This is a genomic window from Corynebacterium ihumii (genome assembly GCF_028609825.1).
GTDB lineage: Bacteria > Actinomycetota > Actinomycetes > Mycobacteriales > Mycobacteriaceae > Corynebacterium > Corynebacterium afermentans.
Window position 1 is genome coordinate 965,365 of sequence record NZ_CP063190.1, and the last position, 17,234, is coordinate 982,598.

General features: G+C 66.5%; 18 protein-coding genes. 12 read left to right on the forward strand and 6 right to left on the reverse strand.

Features of this window, described 5'->3' with window-relative positions:
- Positions 1 to 48: 48 nt before the first annotated feature.
- From mnmA to CIHUM_RS04840, 3 genes are read left to right on the forward strand one after another with little or no spacing between them, the layout of a single operon-like run.
- Positions 49 to 1,128 (forward strand): tRNA 2-thiouridine(34) synthase MnmA, encoded by a 1,080-nt coding sequence (gene mnmA / locus CIHUM_RS04830; RefSeq protein WP_034999847.1) that lies wholly within the window; start codon positions 49 to 51, stop codon positions 1,126 to 1,128.
- Between the two features lie 10 nt (positions 1,129 to 1,138).
- Positions 1,139 to 1,996 carry a uroporphyrinogen decarboxylase/cobalamine-independent methonine synthase family protein gene (locus CIHUM_RS04835; protein WP_034999848.1) on the forward strand — a complete coding sequence of 286 codons (858 nt, stop codon included), beginning with the start codon at positions 1,139 to 1,141 and terminating at the stop codon, positions 1,994 to 1,996.
- Positions 1,993 to 2,376 carry a hypothetical protein gene (locus tag CIHUM_RS04840; protein ID WP_034999849.1) on the forward strand — a complete coding sequence of 128 codons (384 nt, stop codon included), beginning with the start codon at positions 1,993 to 1,995 and terminating at the stop codon, positions 2,374 to 2,376. Before CIHUM_RS04835 ends, CIHUM_RS04840 begins: the two co-directional genes overlap by 4 nt.
- A gap of 7 nt (positions 2,377 to 2,383) precedes the next feature.
- On the opposite strand, the gene CIHUM_RS04845 is transcribed toward CIHUM_RS04840, so the two are convergent.
- A complete protein-coding gene (locus CIHUM_RS04845) occupies positions 2,384 to 3,058 on the reverse strand; it encodes a 3'-5' exonuclease (RefSeq protein ID WP_034999850.1) in 675 nt (224 codons plus the stop codon).
- A gap of 70 nt (positions 3,059 to 3,128) precedes the next feature.
- On the opposite strand from CIHUM_RS04845, the gene ligA reads away from it, so the two are divergent.
- A complete protein-coding gene (ligA, locus tag CIHUM_RS04850; protein WP_034999851.1) occupies positions 3,129 to 5,156 on the forward strand; it encodes an NAD-dependent DNA ligase LigA in 2,028 nt (675 codons plus the stop codon).
- A 219-nt stretch (positions 5,157 to 5,375) separates the two neighbouring features.
- On the opposite strand, the gene CIHUM_RS04855 is transcribed toward ligA, so the two are convergent.
- The 3 genes from CIHUM_RS04855 to CIHUM_RS04865 are packed head-to-tail and all read right to left on the reverse strand — an operon-like array spanning position 5,376 to position 7,555.
- A complete protein-coding gene (locus tag CIHUM_RS04855) occupies positions 5,376 to 6,383 on the reverse strand; it encodes a serine hydrolase domain-containing protein (RefSeq protein ID WP_034999852.1) in 1,008 nt (335 codons plus the stop codon).
- The gene (locus CIHUM_RS04860) at positions 6,383 to 6,841 is read right to left on the reverse strand and encodes an ArsR/SmtB family transcription factor (protein WP_034999853.1); all 459 of its coding nucleotides are present in this window, start codon (positions 6,839 to 6,841) and stop codon (positions 6,383 to 6,385) included. Before CIHUM_RS04860 ends, CIHUM_RS04855 begins: the two co-directional genes overlap by 1 nt.
- A gap of 48 nt (positions 6,842 to 6,889) precedes the next feature.
- Entirely contained in the window at positions 6,890 to 7,555 is a 666-nt protein-coding gene (locus CIHUM_RS04865) for an ACT domain-containing protein (protein ID WP_034999854.1), read from the reverse strand.
- Positions 7,556 to 7,637: 82 nt separating this feature from the next.
- Between CIHUM_RS04865 and CIHUM_RS04870 the strand changes: the two genes are divergently transcribed.
- From CIHUM_RS04870 to CIHUM_RS04895, 6 genes are all read left to right on the forward strand, one after another.
- Complete coding sequence (locus CIHUM_RS04870) at positions 7,638 to 8,777, forward strand: cytochrome P450 (RefSeq protein WP_034999855.1); 1,140 nt, start codon at positions 7,638 to 7,640, stop codon at positions 8,775 to 8,777.
- Positions 8,778 to 8,845: 68 nt separating this feature from the next.
- Positions 8,846 to 9,145, forward strand: a complete 300-nt coding sequence (gene gatC / locus CIHUM_RS04875) for an Asp-tRNA(Asn)/Glu-tRNA(Gln) amidotransferase subunit GatC (RefSeq protein WP_034999856.1) — start codon at positions 8,846 to 8,848, stop codon at positions 9,143 to 9,145.
- A gap of 6 nt (positions 9,146 to 9,151) precedes the next feature.
- Positions 9,152 to 10,633: an Asp-tRNA(Asn)/Glu-tRNA(Gln) amidotransferase subunit GatA gene (gatA, locus tag CIHUM_RS04880; RefSeq protein WP_034999857.1), complete on the forward strand. Its 1,482-nt coding sequence runs from the start codon at positions 9,152 to 9,154 to the stop codon at positions 10,631 to 10,633.
- Positions 10,608 to 11,918 carry an MFS transporter gene (locus CIHUM_RS04885; protein ID WP_074432048.1) on the forward strand — a complete coding sequence of 437 codons (1,311 nt, stop codon included), beginning with the start codon at positions 10,608 to 10,610 and terminating at the stop codon, positions 11,916 to 11,918. The genes gatA and CIHUM_RS04885 overlap by 26 nt, the downstream gene beginning before the upstream one ends.
- Before the next feature lie 10 nt (positions 11,919 to 11,928).
- Entirely contained in the window at positions 11,929 to 12,960 is a 1,032-nt protein-coding gene (locus tag CIHUM_RS04890) for an ATP-dependent 6-phosphofructokinase (RefSeq protein ID WP_034999858.1), read from the forward strand.
- A gap of 16 nt (positions 12,961 to 12,976) precedes the next feature.
- The gene (locus tag CIHUM_RS04895; protein WP_034999859.1) at positions 12,977 to 13,501 is read left to right on the forward strand and encodes a mismatch-specific DNA-glycosylase; all 525 of its coding nucleotides are present in this window, start codon (positions 12,977 to 12,979) and stop codon (positions 13,499 to 13,501) included.
- Here the strand turns inward: CIHUM_RS04895 and CIHUM_RS04900 are convergent.
- Together CIHUM_RS04900 and CIHUM_RS04905 are read right to left on the reverse strand one after the other, a co-directional pair.
- Entirely contained in the window at positions 13,459 to 14,262 is an 804-nt protein-coding gene (locus tag CIHUM_RS04900) for a PrsW family glutamic-type intramembrane protease (RefSeq protein WP_034999860.1), read from the reverse strand. The genes CIHUM_RS04895 and CIHUM_RS04900 overlap by 43 nt on opposite strands.
- On the reverse strand, positions 14,262 to 14,786 hold the full coding sequence (locus tag CIHUM_RS04905; protein ID WP_034999861.1) for a hypothetical protein: 525 nt from the start codon (positions 14,784 to 14,786) through the stop codon (positions 14,262 to 14,264). The genes CIHUM_RS04900 and CIHUM_RS04905 overlap by 1 nt, the downstream gene beginning before the upstream one ends.
- Before the next feature lie 78 nt (positions 14,787 to 14,864).
- On the opposite strand from CIHUM_RS04905, the gene CIHUM_RS04910 reads away from it, so the two are divergent.
- Together CIHUM_RS04910 and gatB are read left to right on the forward strand one after the other, a co-directional pair.
- A complete protein-coding gene (locus tag CIHUM_RS04910) occupies positions 14,865 to 15,332 on the forward strand; it encodes a hypothetical protein (RefSeq protein ID WP_034999862.1) in 468 nt (155 codons plus the stop codon).
- Between the two features lie 344 nt (positions 15,333 to 15,676).
- Positions 15,677 to 17,179, forward strand: coding sequence for an Asp-tRNA(Asn)/Glu-tRNA(Gln) amidotransferase subunit GatB (gatB, locus tag CIHUM_RS04915; protein ID WP_034999996.1), 1,503 nt, complete (start codon positions 15,677 to 15,679; stop codon positions 17,177 to 17,179).
- The last annotated feature ends 55 nt before the right edge of the window (positions 17,180 to 17,234 follow it).

Here is a 17,234-nt window from a genome sequence, read left to right on the forward strand (position 1 = left end):
CAGGCGGACGTTTCACCTTTCGCATTCACGGGACTACACTGCGCCGACATGCGAGTATTGGCGGCCATGAGTGGGGGAGTCGACTCCTCTGTCGCTGCTGCGCGCCTAGTGGAGGCGGGCCACGATGTCGTCGGCGTGCACCTTGCGCTGAGCAAGGACGCCCAGCAGACGCGCGAGTCCGCCCGCGGGTGCTGTTCGCTGGAAGACTCCGCCGACGCGCGCCGCGTGTGCGACCACCTGGGTATCCCGTTTTACGTGTGGGACTTCTCCGACCGCTTCAAGGCAGAAGTCATCGACAACTTCGTGTGGTCCTACGAACACGGCGAGACCCCCAACCCGTGCCTGCGCTGCAACGAGAAGATCAAGTTCGCGGCGTTGCTGGACCGTGCGGTGACCTTGGGCTTCGATGCTATCGCCACCGGGCATTACGCAATTATCGACGACCAAGGCAACCTCCGCCGATCCACCGACCCCAAGAAAGACCAGTCCTACGTCCTCGGCGTGCTCACGCGCGACGAGTTGGATCGCTGTCTCTTCCCGGTCGGCGACACCGAAAAGCCCCAGATCCGCGAGGAGGCGGCCCGCCACGGTTTCGCCACCGCGTCCAAGCCGGATTCCTACGACATCTGCTTCATCCCGGACGGCAACACCCAGGCGTTTCTGGGCCGCTCGATCGGCATGCGCCCCGGCATGATTAAGGACACCGAGGGCCGCGAGCTGAAGGAACACGACGGCGCGTTCCAGTACACGATCGGCCAGCGCAAGGGACTGAACATTCGCGTGCCCGCCGCCGACGGCAAACCGCGCTACGTCACGGACGTGGACACCGCCACCGGCACGGTCACCGTCGGCCCGCGCGAGGCGCTGAAGGTCCACGAGATCACCGCCGACCGCCTGAAAGTGCTGCACCCGGCGACGGAAGGCGAGTTCGAGGCCAACGTGCAGATCCGCGCCCACGGCGGGGTCGTGCCCTGCACCGCACGCGTTGAGGGCGATCAGATGACGCTTGCCCTCCACGAGCCGCTCGAAGGCGTAGCCCGCGGCCAGGCGGCGGTGCTCTACCTGCCGGACCCGGACGGTTTGGGCGACATCGTGCTCGGCTCCGGCACCATCTGCGCCACTGGGTAACATCAGCGCCGTGACAACACTTCCTCCCACCGCGTTCGGCCTTGGGCCGCTGCCCGGCACCGACCTCGCGCAAGCCGCGGACGTGGTGCTCTCCGAATCGCCCCTGCCACACATCCCGCAGCTGCCGGACCGCGGCGTCGGCTCGGACCTGATCGGCCGCACCGCCGCCATGCTGGAAATCCCCGTCGCGCGCGGGCCCCGCGGCTGGCGCGTGGCGGCCCGGAAGCGCGCGGATGCCGACCGCATGAAGCGCGACCTCGACCACCTCGAGGAGCTCTGGCACGGCAAGGTGGACACCGTGAAGGTGCAGATGGCGGGCCCGTTCACGCTCGCCACCGAGATCGAGATGGCCAACGGCCACCGCATGATCACCGACGCCGGCGCGCTTCGCGACCTTACAGACGCGCTGTTGGAGGTGTGCGTGGGGCACCGGAGGGACGTCGAGAAGCGATTTGGCAAAAGTGTGCTGCAGCTGGACGAGCCGCGCCTGCCCGAGGTCGTCGCCGGCACGCTGCAGGGCGCCACCGACTTCGAGACCATCCGCGCGATCCCCGAGCCGGAGGAAACGCTCGCGCGCTTCGGCGAGCACCTGCTGCATACGCCGAAGCTTTTCGACGTCCCGTGGCTGACCTGCGACCCGCACCGCGCCGACAAAGACGCGCTGGCCCGGCTGCTGGACGCCGGCACACGCATCGCGATTCCGGTGATGGTCCCGCGCGAGCTGTACGACCTGTTCGACGAGCTGCAGATCGACCCGGCCGAAACGACAGTGGACGTCTACGCCGAGCCAGCCGCCACTCTGGTGGGCACGGCAGCGAACTACCGGGCGGCCAGGGAGATGGCCGAGGCACTTACAGTGGAGGTATGACTACACCGCTGCACTGGGACAAGAAAAAGGCTGACTTCTCGATGGGAATTGTCTTTGGCGTGATGTTCTTTGTCGTGTTCGGCCTGGTGATGGATGACATGCTGTTAGGCGCCGGGATCGGCATTGCGTTCTTCGTCGCGTTTGGGCTTTTGTCGGGTAAACGCGAGGCCGATTTTGACGGGCAGACGCTGCGCCTCGTGGACAAGAACGAAACCACAGAGCTCGACGCCGCCAGCATTGCCGATGTGGTCATCAGCGAGTCGGGCGCGATGGTGGTGAAGACCAAGTCGGGGGAGAGGTACTCGGTCGAATCTGAAGGCGACAACCGGGGGTTGCACAACTTCGCGGAGAAGCTGCGCGCGGAGCTGGCGCTCAACTAGCCGATCACTAGCCCAGCATGGGCCAGCCGGGCAGCACGTTCGAGGCGTCGCGGCCCTGGGACTCGAAGTAACGCTTCCGGTCCTCCTGCAGCGTGAAGTACTGCACCGCCTGGTACTCCATGAGCTCGCCGGTGTCCATCTGGGCAAGATCCGGGTAGAGCTTGCGCACCTGCATCCACGCCACGCGGGCCGCAGCGAACGCGTCTGCGGTGGCCTCGTGCGCGTTGTCCAGCCGCACCCCGTAGTGCTCGCACATGGAGGTAAGGTTGCGCGGGCCTTTGCGGTAGCGGTCCTTGGCGCGGTCGACGAGCAGGGGGTCGAACACCGGGCCGGTGACCGTGAAGTCGCCGGTGAGCTGGCGCAGCACCGTCAGGTCGTAGGGGGCGTTGAACACCACCAGGGTCAGGCCGTCCTCCCAGCCCTTCTTGATCGCCTCGACGGTCTCGCGCACCACCTCGTCGTGGTCGCGTCCCTCCGCGCGGGCCTTCTCCGTGGTGATGCCGTGCACCTTCGCGGCCTCCTCCGGGATCTCCACCCCGGGGTCCGCGAGGGTTTCGTTGGCGTCGACCTCGGAGCCGTCGATACGCACGAGCGCAGAGGTGACCACACGGGCCTCGCGCGGGTTGGCGGAGGTGGTCTCCAGGTCGAAGGAGAGCATGCGGGAGGCGTCGAAAGTGGCCATGAGCGACATTGTAATGAGCGCGCCGACGCGGGCAGAGCGGACGTGAGTGACGGCGCTAGACTCGTCACCCGTGAGTGAAATTTCCGCTGATCTGCACCGTGAATGGGACGAGCTGGCCGCGAAGGTGCGCAAGCACCGGGACCTGTATTACAACGGCCAGCCGGTGATCACCGATGGCGAGTTCGACGAGCTGTTCCGTCGCCTTCAGAAGCTGGAGGAGGAGCACCCGGAGCTGGCCGTGCCGGACTCGCCCACCAAGGAGGTCGGCGCGCCCGCCACCGACACCGCGTTCGCGGACGTCACCCATCCAGAGCGCATGATGAGCCTGGACAACGTCTTCAACGAAGACGAGATGCGCGAGTGGCTCGCCAAAGCCCCCGGACCGTACCTCACGGAGCTGAAGATCGACGGGCTGTCCATCGACCTCGTCTACGAAAACGGCGAAATGACCCGCGCCGCCACCCGCGGCGACGGCACCACCGGCGAGGACATCACCGCCAACGCGCGGGTGATCGAGGACATCCCGCAGAAGCTCACCGGCGACGCCCCGGCGTTCCTCGAGGTCCGCGGCGAGGTGTTCATCCGCCCCGAGGACTTCCCTGAGCTCAACGAGCTACGCCAGAAGGAAGGCGGCAAGCCGTTTGCCAACCCGCGCAACACGGCGGCCGGGGGGCTGAGGCAGAAGAACCCGGAGGACGTGAAGAAACGCAAGCTCCGCATGATCTGCCACGGCATCGGCGCGCGCGAGGGCTTCACCCCGAAGAGCCAACACGAGGCCTACGAGAAGCTCGCCGAGTGGGGCTTGCCGGTCAGCGAGTACACGCGCCGAGCCGAGACGGCCGACGAGGTCATCGAGGCCGTCAATTACTGGGGCGAGCACCGCAACGACGCCATCTACGAGATGGACGGCCTGGTGGTCAAGGTCGACTCGGTTGCCGAGCAGCGCGCCCTGGGTGCAACCTCGCGCGCCCCGCGCTGGGCCATCGCGTACAAGTACCCGCCGCAGGAGGTGACCACGAAACTCAACGACATCGAGGTCTCCGTGGGCCGCACCGGCCGCGCCACCCCGTTCGCGGTGCTCGAGCCGGTGTTCGTCTCCGGCTCGACGGTGTCCATGGCCACGCTGCATAACCAGCACGAGGTCAAACGCAAGGGTGTGATGATCGGCGACACCGTCGTGGTGCGCAAGGCCGGCGAGATCATCCCGGAGGTGTTGGGCCCTGTCGCAGATCTTCGCGACGGCACCGAGCGCGAGTTCGTCTACCCCGAAAACTGCCCCGTCTGCGGCACGAAGCTCGCCCCCGCCAAGGACGGCGACGCGGACTGGCGCTGCCCGAACACCCGCTCCTGCCCGGCGCAGCTTGCCACCCGCCTGGAGTACATCGCCTCGCGCGGCGCGTTCGACATTGAGACACTCGGGGAGAAAGGCGCGCAGGACCTCATCGCCTCCGGCGTACTCGAGGACGAGGCGAAACTATTCGACCTCACCGAAGACGACCTGAAAAAGTCCAGCGTGTACACGCGCAAGGACGGCGAGGTCAACGCCTCCGGCAAGAAGCTTCTGGCCAATCTGGAAACCGCCAAAAACGCCGACCTGTGGCGCGTCATCGTCGCGCTGTCCATCCGCCACGTCGGCCCCACCGCGGCGCGCGCGCTCGCATCGCGCTTCCACTCGATACGTTCGCTTATCGACGCACCAACGGCCGACCTCGCCGAAACCGACGGCGTCGGCGACGTGATCGCCGAGAGCTTCAAAGAGTGGTTCACCGTGGACTGGCACCAGAACATCGTGGACACCTGGGCCGCGGCCGGCGTGACCATGGAATCCGACGAGGAGAACCGCGCCCCACAGACGCTGGAGGGGCTGACCATCGTCGCCACCGGCACGCTGGAGGGCTTCACCCGCGACGAGATCAAAGAGGCGATCCTGTCGCGCGGAGGCAAGGCGGCCGGCTCGGTGTCGAAGAAGACCGATTATGTGGTCGTCGGTGAAAACGCCGGCTCCAAGGCCGCGAAGGCGGAGGAGCTGGGCCGGCCGATCCTTAACGAGGAGCAGTTTGTGCAGCTGCTCGAGGGCGGCCCAGACGCGCTTGCGTAAGCCGAGCGGCGCTCAGCCCCACTAGGGCCGCCGCCCACACGGCGATGGCCCACCACAGCCAGATAGGGAACTGGCCGTTCCAGTTCACGCCAAATGAGAGCATCCACACCACAGCTGAGGAGATCACCGCGTTGACGAGGGCGTAAATTGGGCCTTTGGTCTTCCGCACGGCGCTGAAGGTCGGAGACACGAGCAACAGCAGAATCATGGTGAGGGCAATCATCGGGTCTCCTTCAGCAGATCGATGCCGAGCGCGTCCACCCAAGCTTCGGTATCGCCCGCGACGAACGCTGCGCGGTGGTTATTGTCGGGGTCCCAGACCAACATGGTGCGGAAGCCACCCGTGCCGCCGTTGTGGAACGTGAACTCCTCGCCGCTATCTTCGAGGCTGGCCCAGCCGTATCCGGGCACACCGTGCGAGGACACCCACTCCACGTACTTCGCCATGTCAGCCGCCGTGGAGCGGATTGCGCCCGCTGGCGCCCAGCCGTTCATGTCCCACGGCCCGGCGTGGTGCCCGTTGGCCGACAACCCGGTAGGGGCACCGTCGATGGTGCCCGGAAGCGCCACATACGTCGAGGTCATGCCGGCGGGCTCGAAGATGCGGGTGCGCAGCAGTTCGTCGTACGGAACGCCAGCGTGTGTGGCCAGTAGTTGGCCGAGCAGCGCGTGACCGTAGTTTGAGTACTGCTTCTCGCCGCGGTCCTTCAGTTCGGCGGCGCCGGCGGCGTCAATAATGTCCTGCGGTGTATCGCGGCGGTACGGGTTGCCGCCGTCACGGAGATTGGCCATGAACAATTCTTTAAAGCTGAGGCTTTCGGTGGTGGCCAGACCGGAAGTGTGGTTGAGCAGCTCTTCCAAGGTCACGTCGGAGATGGGGGCGGAGGGGACGTCGATAAGCTCCTGCACCTGGGTGTCCAGGCTGAGCTCTCCTTCCTCAATGAACTGCCGGACCAGTTCCGCGTTGAAGGTTTTGGTGATCGAGCCGATTTCGAACTCGGTGTGCTCGTCCGCGCCGAGGCCGCCGAAGCGTGTCTCGCCGCCGTCGTAGGAGAACGCGGCGAGGTTGTGGTGGCCGTTCTCCGCGAGATGCTCGAGGGCGGAGGAAATTTCGGGATCGCCTGTGTGCTCGGTGGCCACCGAAATGTCCCGGGGGCCGGTTGAGAGTAATGCCGCGGCGGTGACAGCGGCGGCGATGACCCCAACAGCAATGTCTCTGGCGCGCATTAGTGATCCTCCCCGGCAATGACCATAGCCATGAGGGGGATAACGCGGGCGGGGGGAATCTTGAAAACCCCGTCCTGTTTGTGCACCCAGCCGGCGGCTTGCAGCTCCTTCAGGTGGTGGTAGGCCGTGCCAGTGGAAGAAACCAAGTCCGACTCCACAAGTTCCGTCACCGACGCGGGCGCCGCCAGCAGGTGGCGCAAGATCGCACCGCGTACCGGGTGTGCGAGCGCGGCGATGCGGCCAATCGCGTCATCCCACGGCTGGTCCGTAATCCAGGCTGTCGGGCGGGCCCACGCGTATGTGTACGTGCCAGTCGGCACCGCGATGTTGCCAGCGAAGGACACCGTCCCGTCGTGGTCGCCGTCGGCGTGAAACTCGGGTGATTGCGGAAGTGATGCTTGTTCGAGCGCGTCAATGCGCGCTTCTATGGCGGTTAAGCGTGCTTCAAGCGGTTGCATAGTTTCTAGTATTTCAAAATTCTAGAAATTATGCATGGCGTTCGCGCGCTAGCGCAGCATCGCGCCGGTGATGCAGCCGAGGTCGCCGATCTCGCGCACCTCGGACGCCAGGAACTCCGGACCGCCCACGCGGCCGACCACCAGCACCATGTCGGTGCCGTGCAGGGGAGTAATCGTCAGCGAGGTGCCGAGCTGGAACCAGGACTCCGGGGCCCAGTCGTCGAAGTCAGGCTGGAGGATGCGCGCGGTCTCGACGGGCGGCATCTGCGGGGTTGATCCGTCGTCTTCCGGCGCGGCGGGGGAGGCGGCGGCGCGGGTGAGACCCTCGTCGGAGGTGTGCAGTACCACGGCCCAGGAGGAGGTCACGGCACTCGGCATGACGTCCACCAGCTCGCTGAGCCGATCCTCGACGCTGCCGGATTTCGCCGCAACCTGGGCGAGCATCTGGATCTGCCCGCGGCGGTCCACACGGCCGGTGAACGGGCGGATCGAATCCACCTCGGCGCCGTCGACGGATGCCACGGCGGTGATCAGGGTGTCCACCATCACGCCGGTGGGCAGGGTGACCACAATGTCGTCGGTCACCGTGCCGTCGGTGGAGGATTCCACGATGTCCACGGAGTTGATGTCGGCATCCACCATGCCGAAGACCTCGGCAAGCTGGCCGAGGCTGCCCGGGACGTCGGGGAGAGATACGCGGATGAGGTACGACATGGCCTTATTTATAGCAATTCGGCACATCGCGAGCGGGTGTACATTCGAAAACCGGACAATTTTCGAATGGAGGAGAACCAGAATGGATCGCACCGAAATTCCGCAGACCACGCTCGCCGGGGCCGAACCGCGTGCTGTCGGGGACGCGTTGCTTCGCGACGGCGCGAGGTTGGCTCGTGACGGCGAGGAGGTCGTCGTAACGGGCAACGCTCTCGCCCGCGAAGTGGCGGAGAACCCGGAACAGTTCTCGTCGGGCGTGTCGCGTTTCCTGCAGTTGCCCAACGGCCTCGACGGCGAAAAGCACACTGAGATGCGTGCGTTGATCGACCGTTACCTCACTGCAGAGGAGGTCGGGCAGCTCGATCCGATGTTCCGTGAAATCGCGCGGGAATTGGCTGAGAAGGCGGTGTCGGCCGGTGAGGTCGACGCCGTCGGCGACTTGGGCGCCCAGTACGCGGTTCGGGCGATGACCGCGTGGCTCGGATGGCCAAGCGAGCTCAACGACACCCTTGTGGAATGGGTGGCGGACAACAACGCAGCCACCCGGTCCGGCGAGCTCGAGCGCACCGCAGCCGTCGCGGAGCGTTTCGACGACATCATCCGCTCTGTGGTCGAACCGCTGCAAGACAACCCGGGCGATTCGGTCACCTCGCGGCTCGTCCACGACGACAGCCTCGGACGCCGTCTGGAGTTCGAAGAAATTGTGTCCGTGCTGCGCAACTGGACCGCGGGCGATCTGAGCTCAATGGCGTACTGCATCGGCGTGGTGCTTGACGCTCTCATCCGTCACCCGGAGCTGCAAGACCGCCTCGCTGGCGGTGTTTCGCAGAAGGAGTTCACCGCGATTGCCGACGAGATTCTCCGCGCCGATTCGCCGTTTGTGAGCAACCGGCGCGTGACCACGTGCCCCGTCTCGCTCGGCGGGCACGATCTGCCGGAAGGACAGCGTGTGCGCATTCACTGGACCGCAGCGAACCGGGATCCGGTTGTGTTCGCAGACGCGGATGGATTTGAGCCGGATGCTCACGCGGACGACAACCTGGTCTGGGGCGCAGGCCCTCACGCGTGCCCCGGCAAGGCGCTGTCGATCGTCGAGTTGCAGGCGTTCTTCGAGGAGTTGCTTGCGGCCGCGGAGGTCACCAGCGCTGGCGAGGGGGAGCGTGAGGTTCACCCGGTCGGTGGCTGGGCGTCGTTGCCGGTGCGTCTTACCGCCCGCGGGTAAGCGAATTGCCGTGACGTAAGATAAGGCGCGTTAATCGCAACCCATGTGATGGACGAAGGGATGGGACTGTGGCTGAGATTTCACGCGACGAGGTGTCGCGCATCGCACGCCTGGCGCGAATCGCGCTGAAAGACGAGGAGCTGGACGACATTGCCCAGCAGCTGGACACGATCGTGGACGCGGTCTCGAAGGTGCAGAGTGTGGACACTGAGGGTGTCACGCCGATGAGCCACCCGCACTCCATCGACGCGGGTATGCGCGCCGACGTGGAAAAGAAGACGCTGACGCAGGCAGAGGCGCTGGACCAGGCTCCGGCCGTGGAGGACGACCGCTTCGTGGTGCCGCAGATTCTCGGAGAGGGAGACTAGAGACTAATGACGCAGTACACGATTCCGGCCGAAGGTCTCGTCGCAAAGCCAGCGCACGAGCTCGCCGCAATGATCCAGTCCGGCGAAGTCACCTCCCGCGAGGTCACGCAAGCATTCCTCGACCGCATCGCTGAGGTCGACGGCGAGCTGGGCGCCTTCCTGCACGTCGGCGCCGATGAGGCGCTTGCGGCGGCGGAAAAGGTGGACGAGCAGGTCAAAAACGGCGATGAGCCGGCCTCCGCGCTCGCGGGCGTGCCGCTGGCACTCAAAGACCTGCTGGTGACCACCGACGCGCCGACCACCGCCGCGTCCAAGATGCTCGAGGGCTACATGAGCCCGTACGACGCCACCGTGGTGGCCAAGCTGCGCGCTGCCGGCATCCCCATTCTGGGCAAGACCAACCTGGACGAGTTCGCCATGGGCTCGTCCACGGAGAACTCCGCCTACAAGCAGACGAAGAACCCGCACGACCTCGAGCGCGTCCCGGGCGGCTCCGGCGGCGGCACCGCGGCGGCGCTCGCGTCCGGTGAGGCACCGCTGGGCATCGGCACCGACACCGGCGGATCCATCCGCCAGCCGGCATCCCTGACCGGCACCGTGGGCGTGAAGCCGACCTACGGCGGCGTGTCGCGCTACGGCGTGATCGCCTGTGCGTCATCGCTCGACCAGGTGGGCCCGTGCGCGAACAATGTGCTGGATACCGCGCTTTTGCATGAGATCATCGGCGGCCACGACGAGTTCGACGCCACCTCCGTGGACCGCGAGGTGCCGGCGTGCGCCGACGCCGCACGCGAGGGTGCGAAGGGCGACCTCAAGGGTGTGAAGATCGGCCGCGTGAAGCAGTTCGAGCGCCCCGGCACGCAGGACGGTGTGAAGGAGTCCATCGATAAGGCCTACGCTCAGCTGGAGGCACAGGGCGCGGAGATCGTCGAGGTGGACTGCCCGAGCTTCGAAGACGTCATGGGCGCGTACTACCTGATCCAGACCTCCGAGGTCAGCTCCAACCTCGCGCGCTTCGACGGCATGCGCTACGGCCAGCGCGTGGGCGACGACGGCTCCCGCTCCGCCGAGGAAGTCATGGCTGCCACCCGCGGCGAGGGCTTCGGCGCCGAGGTCAAGCGCCGCATCATCCTGGGCACCTACGCGCTGTCCGTGGGCTACTACGACGCCTACTACCTGCAGGCGCAGCGCGTGCGCACCCTTGTGGCGCAGGACTTTGCCAAAGCATTCGAGCTTTGCGACGTCATCGCCGCTCCGGCCGCTCCCACCACCGCGTTCAAGCTGGGCGACAAGGTGGACGACCCGTTGGCGATGTACAACTTCGACCTGTTCACCCTGCCGCTGAACCTGGCCGGCCTGCCCGGCATGTCGGTGCCGGCGGGCGAGGCCTCCGACACCAACCTGCCGGTGGGCCTGCAGCTGATCGCCCCGGCCTTTGAGGACGCGCGCTTGTACCGCGTGGGTGCCGCTTTTGAAGCCGGCCGTTAATCCCTGGAATACCCTCGCAGCCCTGGCTGCGGGGTATTTTCTTGTCCTGATCGATCAGGGCTTCATGCCCGTGATCACCCCGCTTTTGCCTTTCGACGTCGGCTCCGCCGTGTGGCTGACCAGCATCTACCTGCTGTGCACAGTGGCGCCGATGCCGGCGACGGGCAAGCTCGGCGACGCCTTCGGCCAACGCCGCGTCTTCCTCATCGGCTTGGCGGTGTATGTGGCGGCGCTGGTGTTCGCGGGCGCGTCCTGGTCCTTCGGCTCGCTGGTAGTGGCACGCGGACTACAGGGCGTGGGTGCCGCGGTGTTTTTGCCGCAGGCGTTCGGGCTGATCCCGCGCGTGTTTGCAGAAGACAAGCAGGGACGCGCGTTTGCCGCGTGGGGCGTGATCGGCTCGGTGGCGTCGCTGATCGGCCCGGTGGTCGGTGGGGCGGTGGCAGACGGCTTTGGCTGGCGTGCCGCGTTTTTGGCGCAAGCCGCCCTCGGTGCGCTGGCGCTGGTCGCCGGGCTGATCGCGCTGCCGCGGTTGCCGCGCAGCAGCGAGCGGGTGACGCTGTTGCCTGTGGTGCTTTCCTTCGGCGGGTTGGGGCTGCTTGTCTACGGCATCCAGTTTGGCCAGTGGCCCTCGATCCTCTTGGGCGCGCTGCTGATCGGCGTGCTGGTGCTCTCGGCCCGCAACGGCACCGACGACGGGTTCCTGCCGGTGGAGCTGATGCTCAACCGCTCGTTTGCGCTCGGCGCGCTGGGGGTGGCCGCGATGGGCTTTACTGTGGCGTCGATGTTCATTCCGCTGATGTACTGGCTGCAAACCGTCGCTGACGCCTCGCCGACGGCATCCGGCGCCGTCACCGCGCCCATGTCCGTGTTCGCGCTCGTGCTCACCCCGGTTGCCGGGTACCTGACGGACCGCCGCGACCCGGGCAAGCTGTGCGCGGCGGGCTTTAGCGTCTCTGCGGCGGGGCTGGCGCTTGCTATCGCTCTGATTCACACCGGGGCGGGCGTGTGGTGGTTTACCGCCGCGACCTCGCTGTTGGGCATCGGCGGGGCGTTCGTGTGGGCGCCCAATGCAGCCGTGACCATGCGCGGTGTCCCCGAGCACGAAACCGGCGCGGCTTCCGGGCTGTACAACACCGCCCGCCAGGTCGGATCCGTCCTTGGCGTGGCGCTGGTGGGCATGGTCCTGGCTTCCGGCTCCGTCGAATCCACCGCCGGTTGGGCGCTTGCGCTGCCGTGCGTAGCGATGCTGATCGGTGCGGTATCGTCGCTTCGGCTTCGCGGGTAGCCTGGCAGGTATGCGACTTGCCACTTTGACCTCCGGCGGCGATTGCCCTGGCCTCAACGCCGTCATCCGCGGCATCGTCCGCACCGCCAACACGGAGTACGGCTCCACCGTCGTGGGGTACCGCGACGGCTGGGTGGGGCTGATGGAGGATCGCCGCGTCGATCTTTACGACGACGCGTACATGGACTCCCTCCTGCTTCGCGGCGGCACCGTGCTGGGCACCGGCCGCCTGCACCCGGACAAGTTCAAGGCGGGACTGGACCAGATCAAGGCCAACATCGACGACGCTGGGGTGGATGCTTTGATCGCCATCGGCGGCGAGGGCACGCTCAAGGGCGCGAAGTGGCTCTCCGACAACGGCATCCCGGTCGTCGGCGTGCCCAAGACCATCGACAACGACGTCGCCGCCACCGACTACACCTTCGGCTTCGACACTGCCGTTTCCGTGGCCACCGACGCCATCGACAGGCTGCACACCACCGCCGAGTCCCACAACCGCATCCTCATCGTGGAGGTCATGGGCCGCCACGTCGGCTGGATCGCCCTGCACGCCGGCATGGCTGGCGGCGCGCACTACACCGTGATCCCGGAGGAGCCGTTCGACATCGCGGAGATCTGCAAGGCCATGGAGCGCCGGTTCCAGATGGGAGAGAAGTACGGCATCATCGTCGTCGCCGAGGGCGCGACGCCGAAAGAAGGCACCATGGACGCAGGTCTTGGTGAGGAAGACGAGTTCGGCCACAAAACCTTCAACGGCATGGGCCAGATCATCGGCGACGAGGTGAAAAAGCGCCTGGGCTACGACGTGCGCACCACCGTGCTCGGCCACACCCAGCGCGGTGGCACGCCCACCGCCTACGACCGCGTGCTGGCCACCCGCTACGGCGTCCACGCCGCCCGCGCAGCCCACGACGGCAACTTCGGCCAGTGCGTGGCCCTGCACGGCGAGGACATCGAGCTGGTCGCGCTCGAAGACGCCGTGGCACAGCTCAAAACCGTGCCCGAGCGCCGCTACGCCACCGCGAAGGCGATGTTCACATAGCGCCCGCGCGCACGCTATGAGAAACCGCATCCCTGACCCCTGCCGTCTCCTCATCGTCGGCATCAACCCTGGCCGCCTCACCGAGGAGGTGGACGCGCCCTTTGCCTACCCGGGCAACCGCTTCTGGCCGGCGCTGGAGGCCGCAGGCATCACCCCGTACCGCGTCCACGCCAATGAGGGGTTATCGGAAGAAGACGCGGCCATGCTCGCCGAGCGCGGCATCGGGTTTACTAACTTGGCGGGGCGCATGACGCCGAAAGCGTCGGACCTCTCCAAGGCGGAGCTCGTTGAGGGAGGGGAGGTGGTGCGGAGTGTCGTCGAAAAGCATCGGCCCAGAGCCGTGATGTTCGCAGGCATCGGGGCGTACCGCGATGCCTATCGACGACCTAAGGCCACCCGCGGCCTCCAACCCGAAACCCTCGCCGGAGTGCCGGTGTGGGTGGTGGGCAACCCCAGCGGGCTCAACGCCCACGAGACGGTGGCCACGCTCGCCGAGAGCTACCGAGAGGTCTGGGAGGCGACAGCGCGGGAGCGGCGGTAGAGCCAGATCAGCAGCACCCACAGCAAGATCGTGACCGCGATCGAGCCGACGAGACCCGCGACACCGGGGAGCTCTTTGGAGGCGTTGAACGCTCCGTGGAGCGCGGCGGCGAGGAGGAACCAGCCGGTAATCCGGGAGAGGCGCCAGCCCAGAGGCTGATCGGTGCGGCACAGGAACTGCCCGAGGCCCCACGCCGCCAGCCCGGTGTACACGGCGTGCGCGAACGGCCCCAAGACAACCAGCACGACCATGGACGCGGCACCGTCGAAGTACTCGGACTGCAGATCTAGCGCCGCTGCGATCGCTGAATTGTTCACGGTCTCGGCGACCGTGTAGCCGACGCCGACTGCCATGCCGACCACCGCCGACTCGACGGGTCGGCGCACCGGCGCGAAAGCGGCGATGACAAGGAACGCAGCCAGTAGTTTGGCAGTCTCCTCCGGAATCGAGGAAAACAGGTATGTAACAGCGTCGGGCAGCTCCTGCGCCGCGGCGAGGTACGCGGAGTTGACCGGCGGAACGACGCCGCACAAGCCCGCCCCGGCAATCACGCCGACTGGCAGCCACCACGGATTCCCAGGCCGCCCGGGGTGGCGGCGCAAAAGTAGCCACGCCGCCGCGACAGAAATGAGGACGAATGCCGCCGCTGCAGCGCCGAACGCGGGCGTCCACGGCACCTGGGTGAGTGCGTAGACGAACCGTCCCACGCCCGCGAGGATTGCCAGGCCGCCGATGCCTTGGAGAATGAAGCTCTTTTGCATTAGCGGGCCTCCTCTGCGACGAAGCGGTCGACGATCTCTTCGCCGGCGGCATAAGTCGCCGCGACGTACACCGTGAGGTCGCCGCGCTCTACGGCGGCGACGGAAATGTCGTTGCGGTGCACCGCGTACACCCCGGGTGCGGGCTGATCGAGTTCGTCCGTGTTGACCCGGTCGCCTCCGCTTACGAGCCAGTACGTGCGCGCGACTGCGTTCACCCGCGCGTCCTCGTCAGTCGCGTCGGTCGCGTCGGTGCGCATTTGAATCTTGGTGTCGCCGCAGTCCCACTTCCAGGTGCCGGTGCCGTCTTCGGAACCATCCGAGGCGGACGTTTGGGTGCACTTCAGGGGAGCCCCGTTGGCGTCGAGAAGCGTGGCGCCCGCGGCGGAGACCTCTGTGACCTCGGGCTCGCTGTCAGACGTTGCCGCCTGGGCGACAAACGGGGCGGCGAGGATCAGTGCTCCGACGGCGACGATGCCGAGCGTGCCGGTGCGGGTATTTCTGTCAGAAAAATCGGGGTATTTCACTCGGAGCCACTATAGGGAACTGTTCTCTCATCCGCAGTGTGCATTTATATGTACTGCTCCTGCAGTAGCGTTTCCCGCATGACGCTGCTTGACCAGATGGCCAGCGCCTACGAGGCGTGGATGCCACTTCAGCTTCGCGAGTGGTACACCGCAGACCAGTGGCGTGAGCTCGCCATGCAGGAGATGCGCCCGCAGGCCGAGCACACAGCAGACGCGGAGTTCGGTGCCGGCTTCCGCGACCATCTGCAACCTCTCGGCGGCCCGGACGTGCCTGACCCACTGGCGTGGGCGAACCGGCGCGTGGAGTTTGCGGACGGTAACTGGTGCATCGCCGGGATCCGCTTCCTAGGGCTGGACAGGCGCAAGCCGTTCGTGCACGTTGTCGCGACCTCCGCGCCGCCGCAGCACGACCGCCTAGGCACGTACGCCAAACAACTGCACAGCGAGTTCGCGGACTTCGGCCCGCGGCAACGTCGCAAGGCAACGGCCCGAAGTACGTACCTGGACGGAGGCCGCGACCCTGGAGCAGCTGCAGAGCTGCGCTGAGACCGGTGCGCTGTGCGCGATCGAGGTAGACGGGCAGCGCGCGGGCATCATCGCGGCAGCCCGCGACGACGCAAACGGCATGCGCGGCTTTCAGGTCTACGAGTTTCTCCTCGACGACAATGCCCGCGGTCGCGGCCTCGCACCCGTAGCTATGCAGTTGCTTTGCGACGTCCTGCCGGCCCAAACCGGCGACACCCTGTGGGGGGACGGTGCACGTGGGCAATGGGCCGTCGATAGGCAATGCGCTCGCTGTCGGCCGCGAGAAGACGGCGGCATTTGTGTGGGTGCAGAGACGGGGCGAGCTGTAGCGCGGGGGCGCGGGGCGGGGCAGTAGACTGATGCGCATGACTGCGTACGACCTGATGGATTACGACGAAGTACTCGAAAAGTACGACCCCGTGATGGGCCTTGAGGTGCACGTCGAGCTCGCCACCGAGACGAAGATGTTCTCCACCTCATCCGCCCACTTCGGCGCCGAGCCGAATACGAACATCGACCCGGTCTCGCTCGGGCTTCCCGGTGCGCTGCCAGTGGTCAACGCCAAGGGCGTGGAGTGGGCCATCAAGATCGGCCTGGCGCTGAACTGCAAGATCGCCGAGTCCTCGCGGTTCGCGCGCAAGAACTACTTCTACCCGGATCAGCCGAAGAACTACCAGATCTCCCAGTACGACGAGCCGATCGCCTACGACGGCTACCTGGACGTCGTGCTCGAGGACGGTACCGAGTGGCGCGTGGAGATCGAGCGCGCGCACATGGAGGAAGACACCGGCAAGCTCACCCACCTAGGCTCCGCCTCCGGCCGCATCACCGGCGCCACCGCGTCGCTGGTGGACTGCAACCGCGCGGGCATCCCGCTGATCGAGATCGTGACCAAGCCGATCATCGGCGCCGGCGAGCGCGCGCCCGAGGTGGCCAAGGCATACGTCGGTGCGTTGCGCGAGCTGGTCAAGGCACTCGGCGTCTCCGATGCGCGCATGGACCAGGGCAGCATGCGTTGCGACGCCAACGTGTCCCTGCGCCCGGTTGGCCAGGAAGAATTCGGCACCCGCACCGAGACCAAGAACATCAACTCCCTGAAGTCCGTCGAGCAGGCCGTGCGCTATGAGATGCAGCGCCAGGCCGCCGTGCTGCAGGACGGCGGGGAAGTGGTCCAGGAGACCCGCCACTACCAGGAGAAGGACGGCTCCACCTCCAAGGGCCGCCCGAAGGAAGAGGCGAGCGACTACCGCTACTTCAACGACCCCGACCTGCCGCCGGTGATTGCCAAGCCGGAGTGGGTCGAAGAGATCCGTGCGACCCTGCCAGAGCTGCCGTGGGTGCGCCGCGCCCGCATCCAGGAGGAGTGGCAGCTGCCGGAGAAGGAGTTCCGCGACCTGGTCAACGCAGGCGCGCTCGACCTGATCGTGGACACCGTCGAGGCCGGCGCCACGCCCGATGAGGCCCGCGCATGGTGGGTCTCCTACATCAACGGCAAGGCCAACGAGGCCGGCAAGGACCTCGACGCCCTCGGCGTTACCCCGGCCGACGTCGCCCGCGTGGTGGAGCTGGTCAAGGAAGGCAAGCTGACCACTAAGCTCGGCCGCCAGGCCATCGACGGCGTCATCGCCGGCGAAGGTTCTGTCGACGATGTCGTCGCCGCCCGCGGCCTGGAGGTCGTGCGCGATGACGGCGCGATTGAGAAGGCTGTCGACGAGGCGCTGGCCGCCAACCCGGACATCGTGGAGAAGTACCGCGCCGGCAACAAGAAGGTCACCGGCGCCATCGTCGGTGCTGTGATGAAGGCAACCCAGGGCAAGGCTGACCCGGGGCAGGTCAACCAGCTCATCGCGAAGAAGCTCGCGGAGTAGAGTTACTCGGCTGCATCGGCCGCTCCGGCCGCAAATGGTGAAAGGCAAGTGGTGA

What these genes read in the sequence shown, in the direction of transcription:
- mnmA (WP_034999847.1), top strand. Translation starts at nt 49, where the DNA reads ATGCGAGTATTGGCGGCCATGAGTGGGGGAGTCGACTCCTCTGTCGCT.
- CIHUM_RS04840 (WP_034999849.1), top strand. Translation starts at nt 1,993, where the DNA reads ATGACTACACCGCTGCACTGGGACAAGAAAAAGGCTGACTTCTCGATG.
- CIHUM_RS04845 (WP_034999850.1), bottom strand. Translation starts at nt 3,058, where the DNA reads ATGGCCACTTTCGACGCCTCCCGCATGCTCTCCTTCGACCTGGAGACC.
- CIHUM_RS04855 (WP_034999852.1), bottom strand. Translation starts at nt 6,383, where the DNA reads ATGCGCGCCAGAGACATTGCTGTTGGGGTCATCGCCGCCGCTGTCACC.
- CIHUM_RS04860 (WP_034999853.1), bottom strand. Translation starts at nt 6,841, where the DNA reads ATGCAACCGCTTGAAGCACGCTTAACCGCCATAGAAGCGCGCATTGAC.
- CIHUM_RS04865 (WP_034999854.1), bottom strand. Translation starts at nt 7,555, where the DNA reads ATGTCGTACCTCATCCGCGTATCTCTCCCCGACGTCCCGGGCAGCCTC.
- CIHUM_RS04870 (WP_034999855.1), top strand. Translation starts at nt 7,638, where the DNA reads ATGGATCGCACCGAAATTCCGCAGACCACGCTCGCCGGGGCCGAACCG.
- gatA (WP_034999857.1), top strand. Translation starts at nt 9,152, where the DNA reads ATGACGCAGTACACGATTCCGGCCGAAGGTCTCGTCGCAAAGCCAGCG.
- CIHUM_RS04890 (WP_034999858.1), top strand. Translation starts at nt 11,929, where the DNA reads ATGCGACTTGCCACTTTGACCTCCGGCGGCGATTGCCCTGGCCTCAAC.
- CIHUM_RS04895 (WP_034999859.1), top strand. Translation starts at nt 12,977, where the DNA reads ATGAGAAACCGCATCCCTGACCCCTGCCGTCTCCTCATCGTCGGCATC.
- CIHUM_RS04900 (WP_034999860.1), bottom strand. Translation starts at nt 14,262, where the DNA reads ATGCAAAAGAGCTTCATTCTCCAAGGCATCGGCGGCCTGGCAATCCTC.
- CIHUM_RS04910 (WP_034999862.1), top strand. Translation starts at nt 14,865, where the DNA reads ATGACGCTGCTTGACCAGATGGCCAGCGCCTACGAGGCGTGGATGCCA.
- gatB (WP_034999996.1), top strand. Translation starts at nt 15,677, where the DNA reads ATGACTGCGTACGACCTGATGGATTACGACGAAGTACTCGAAAAGTAC.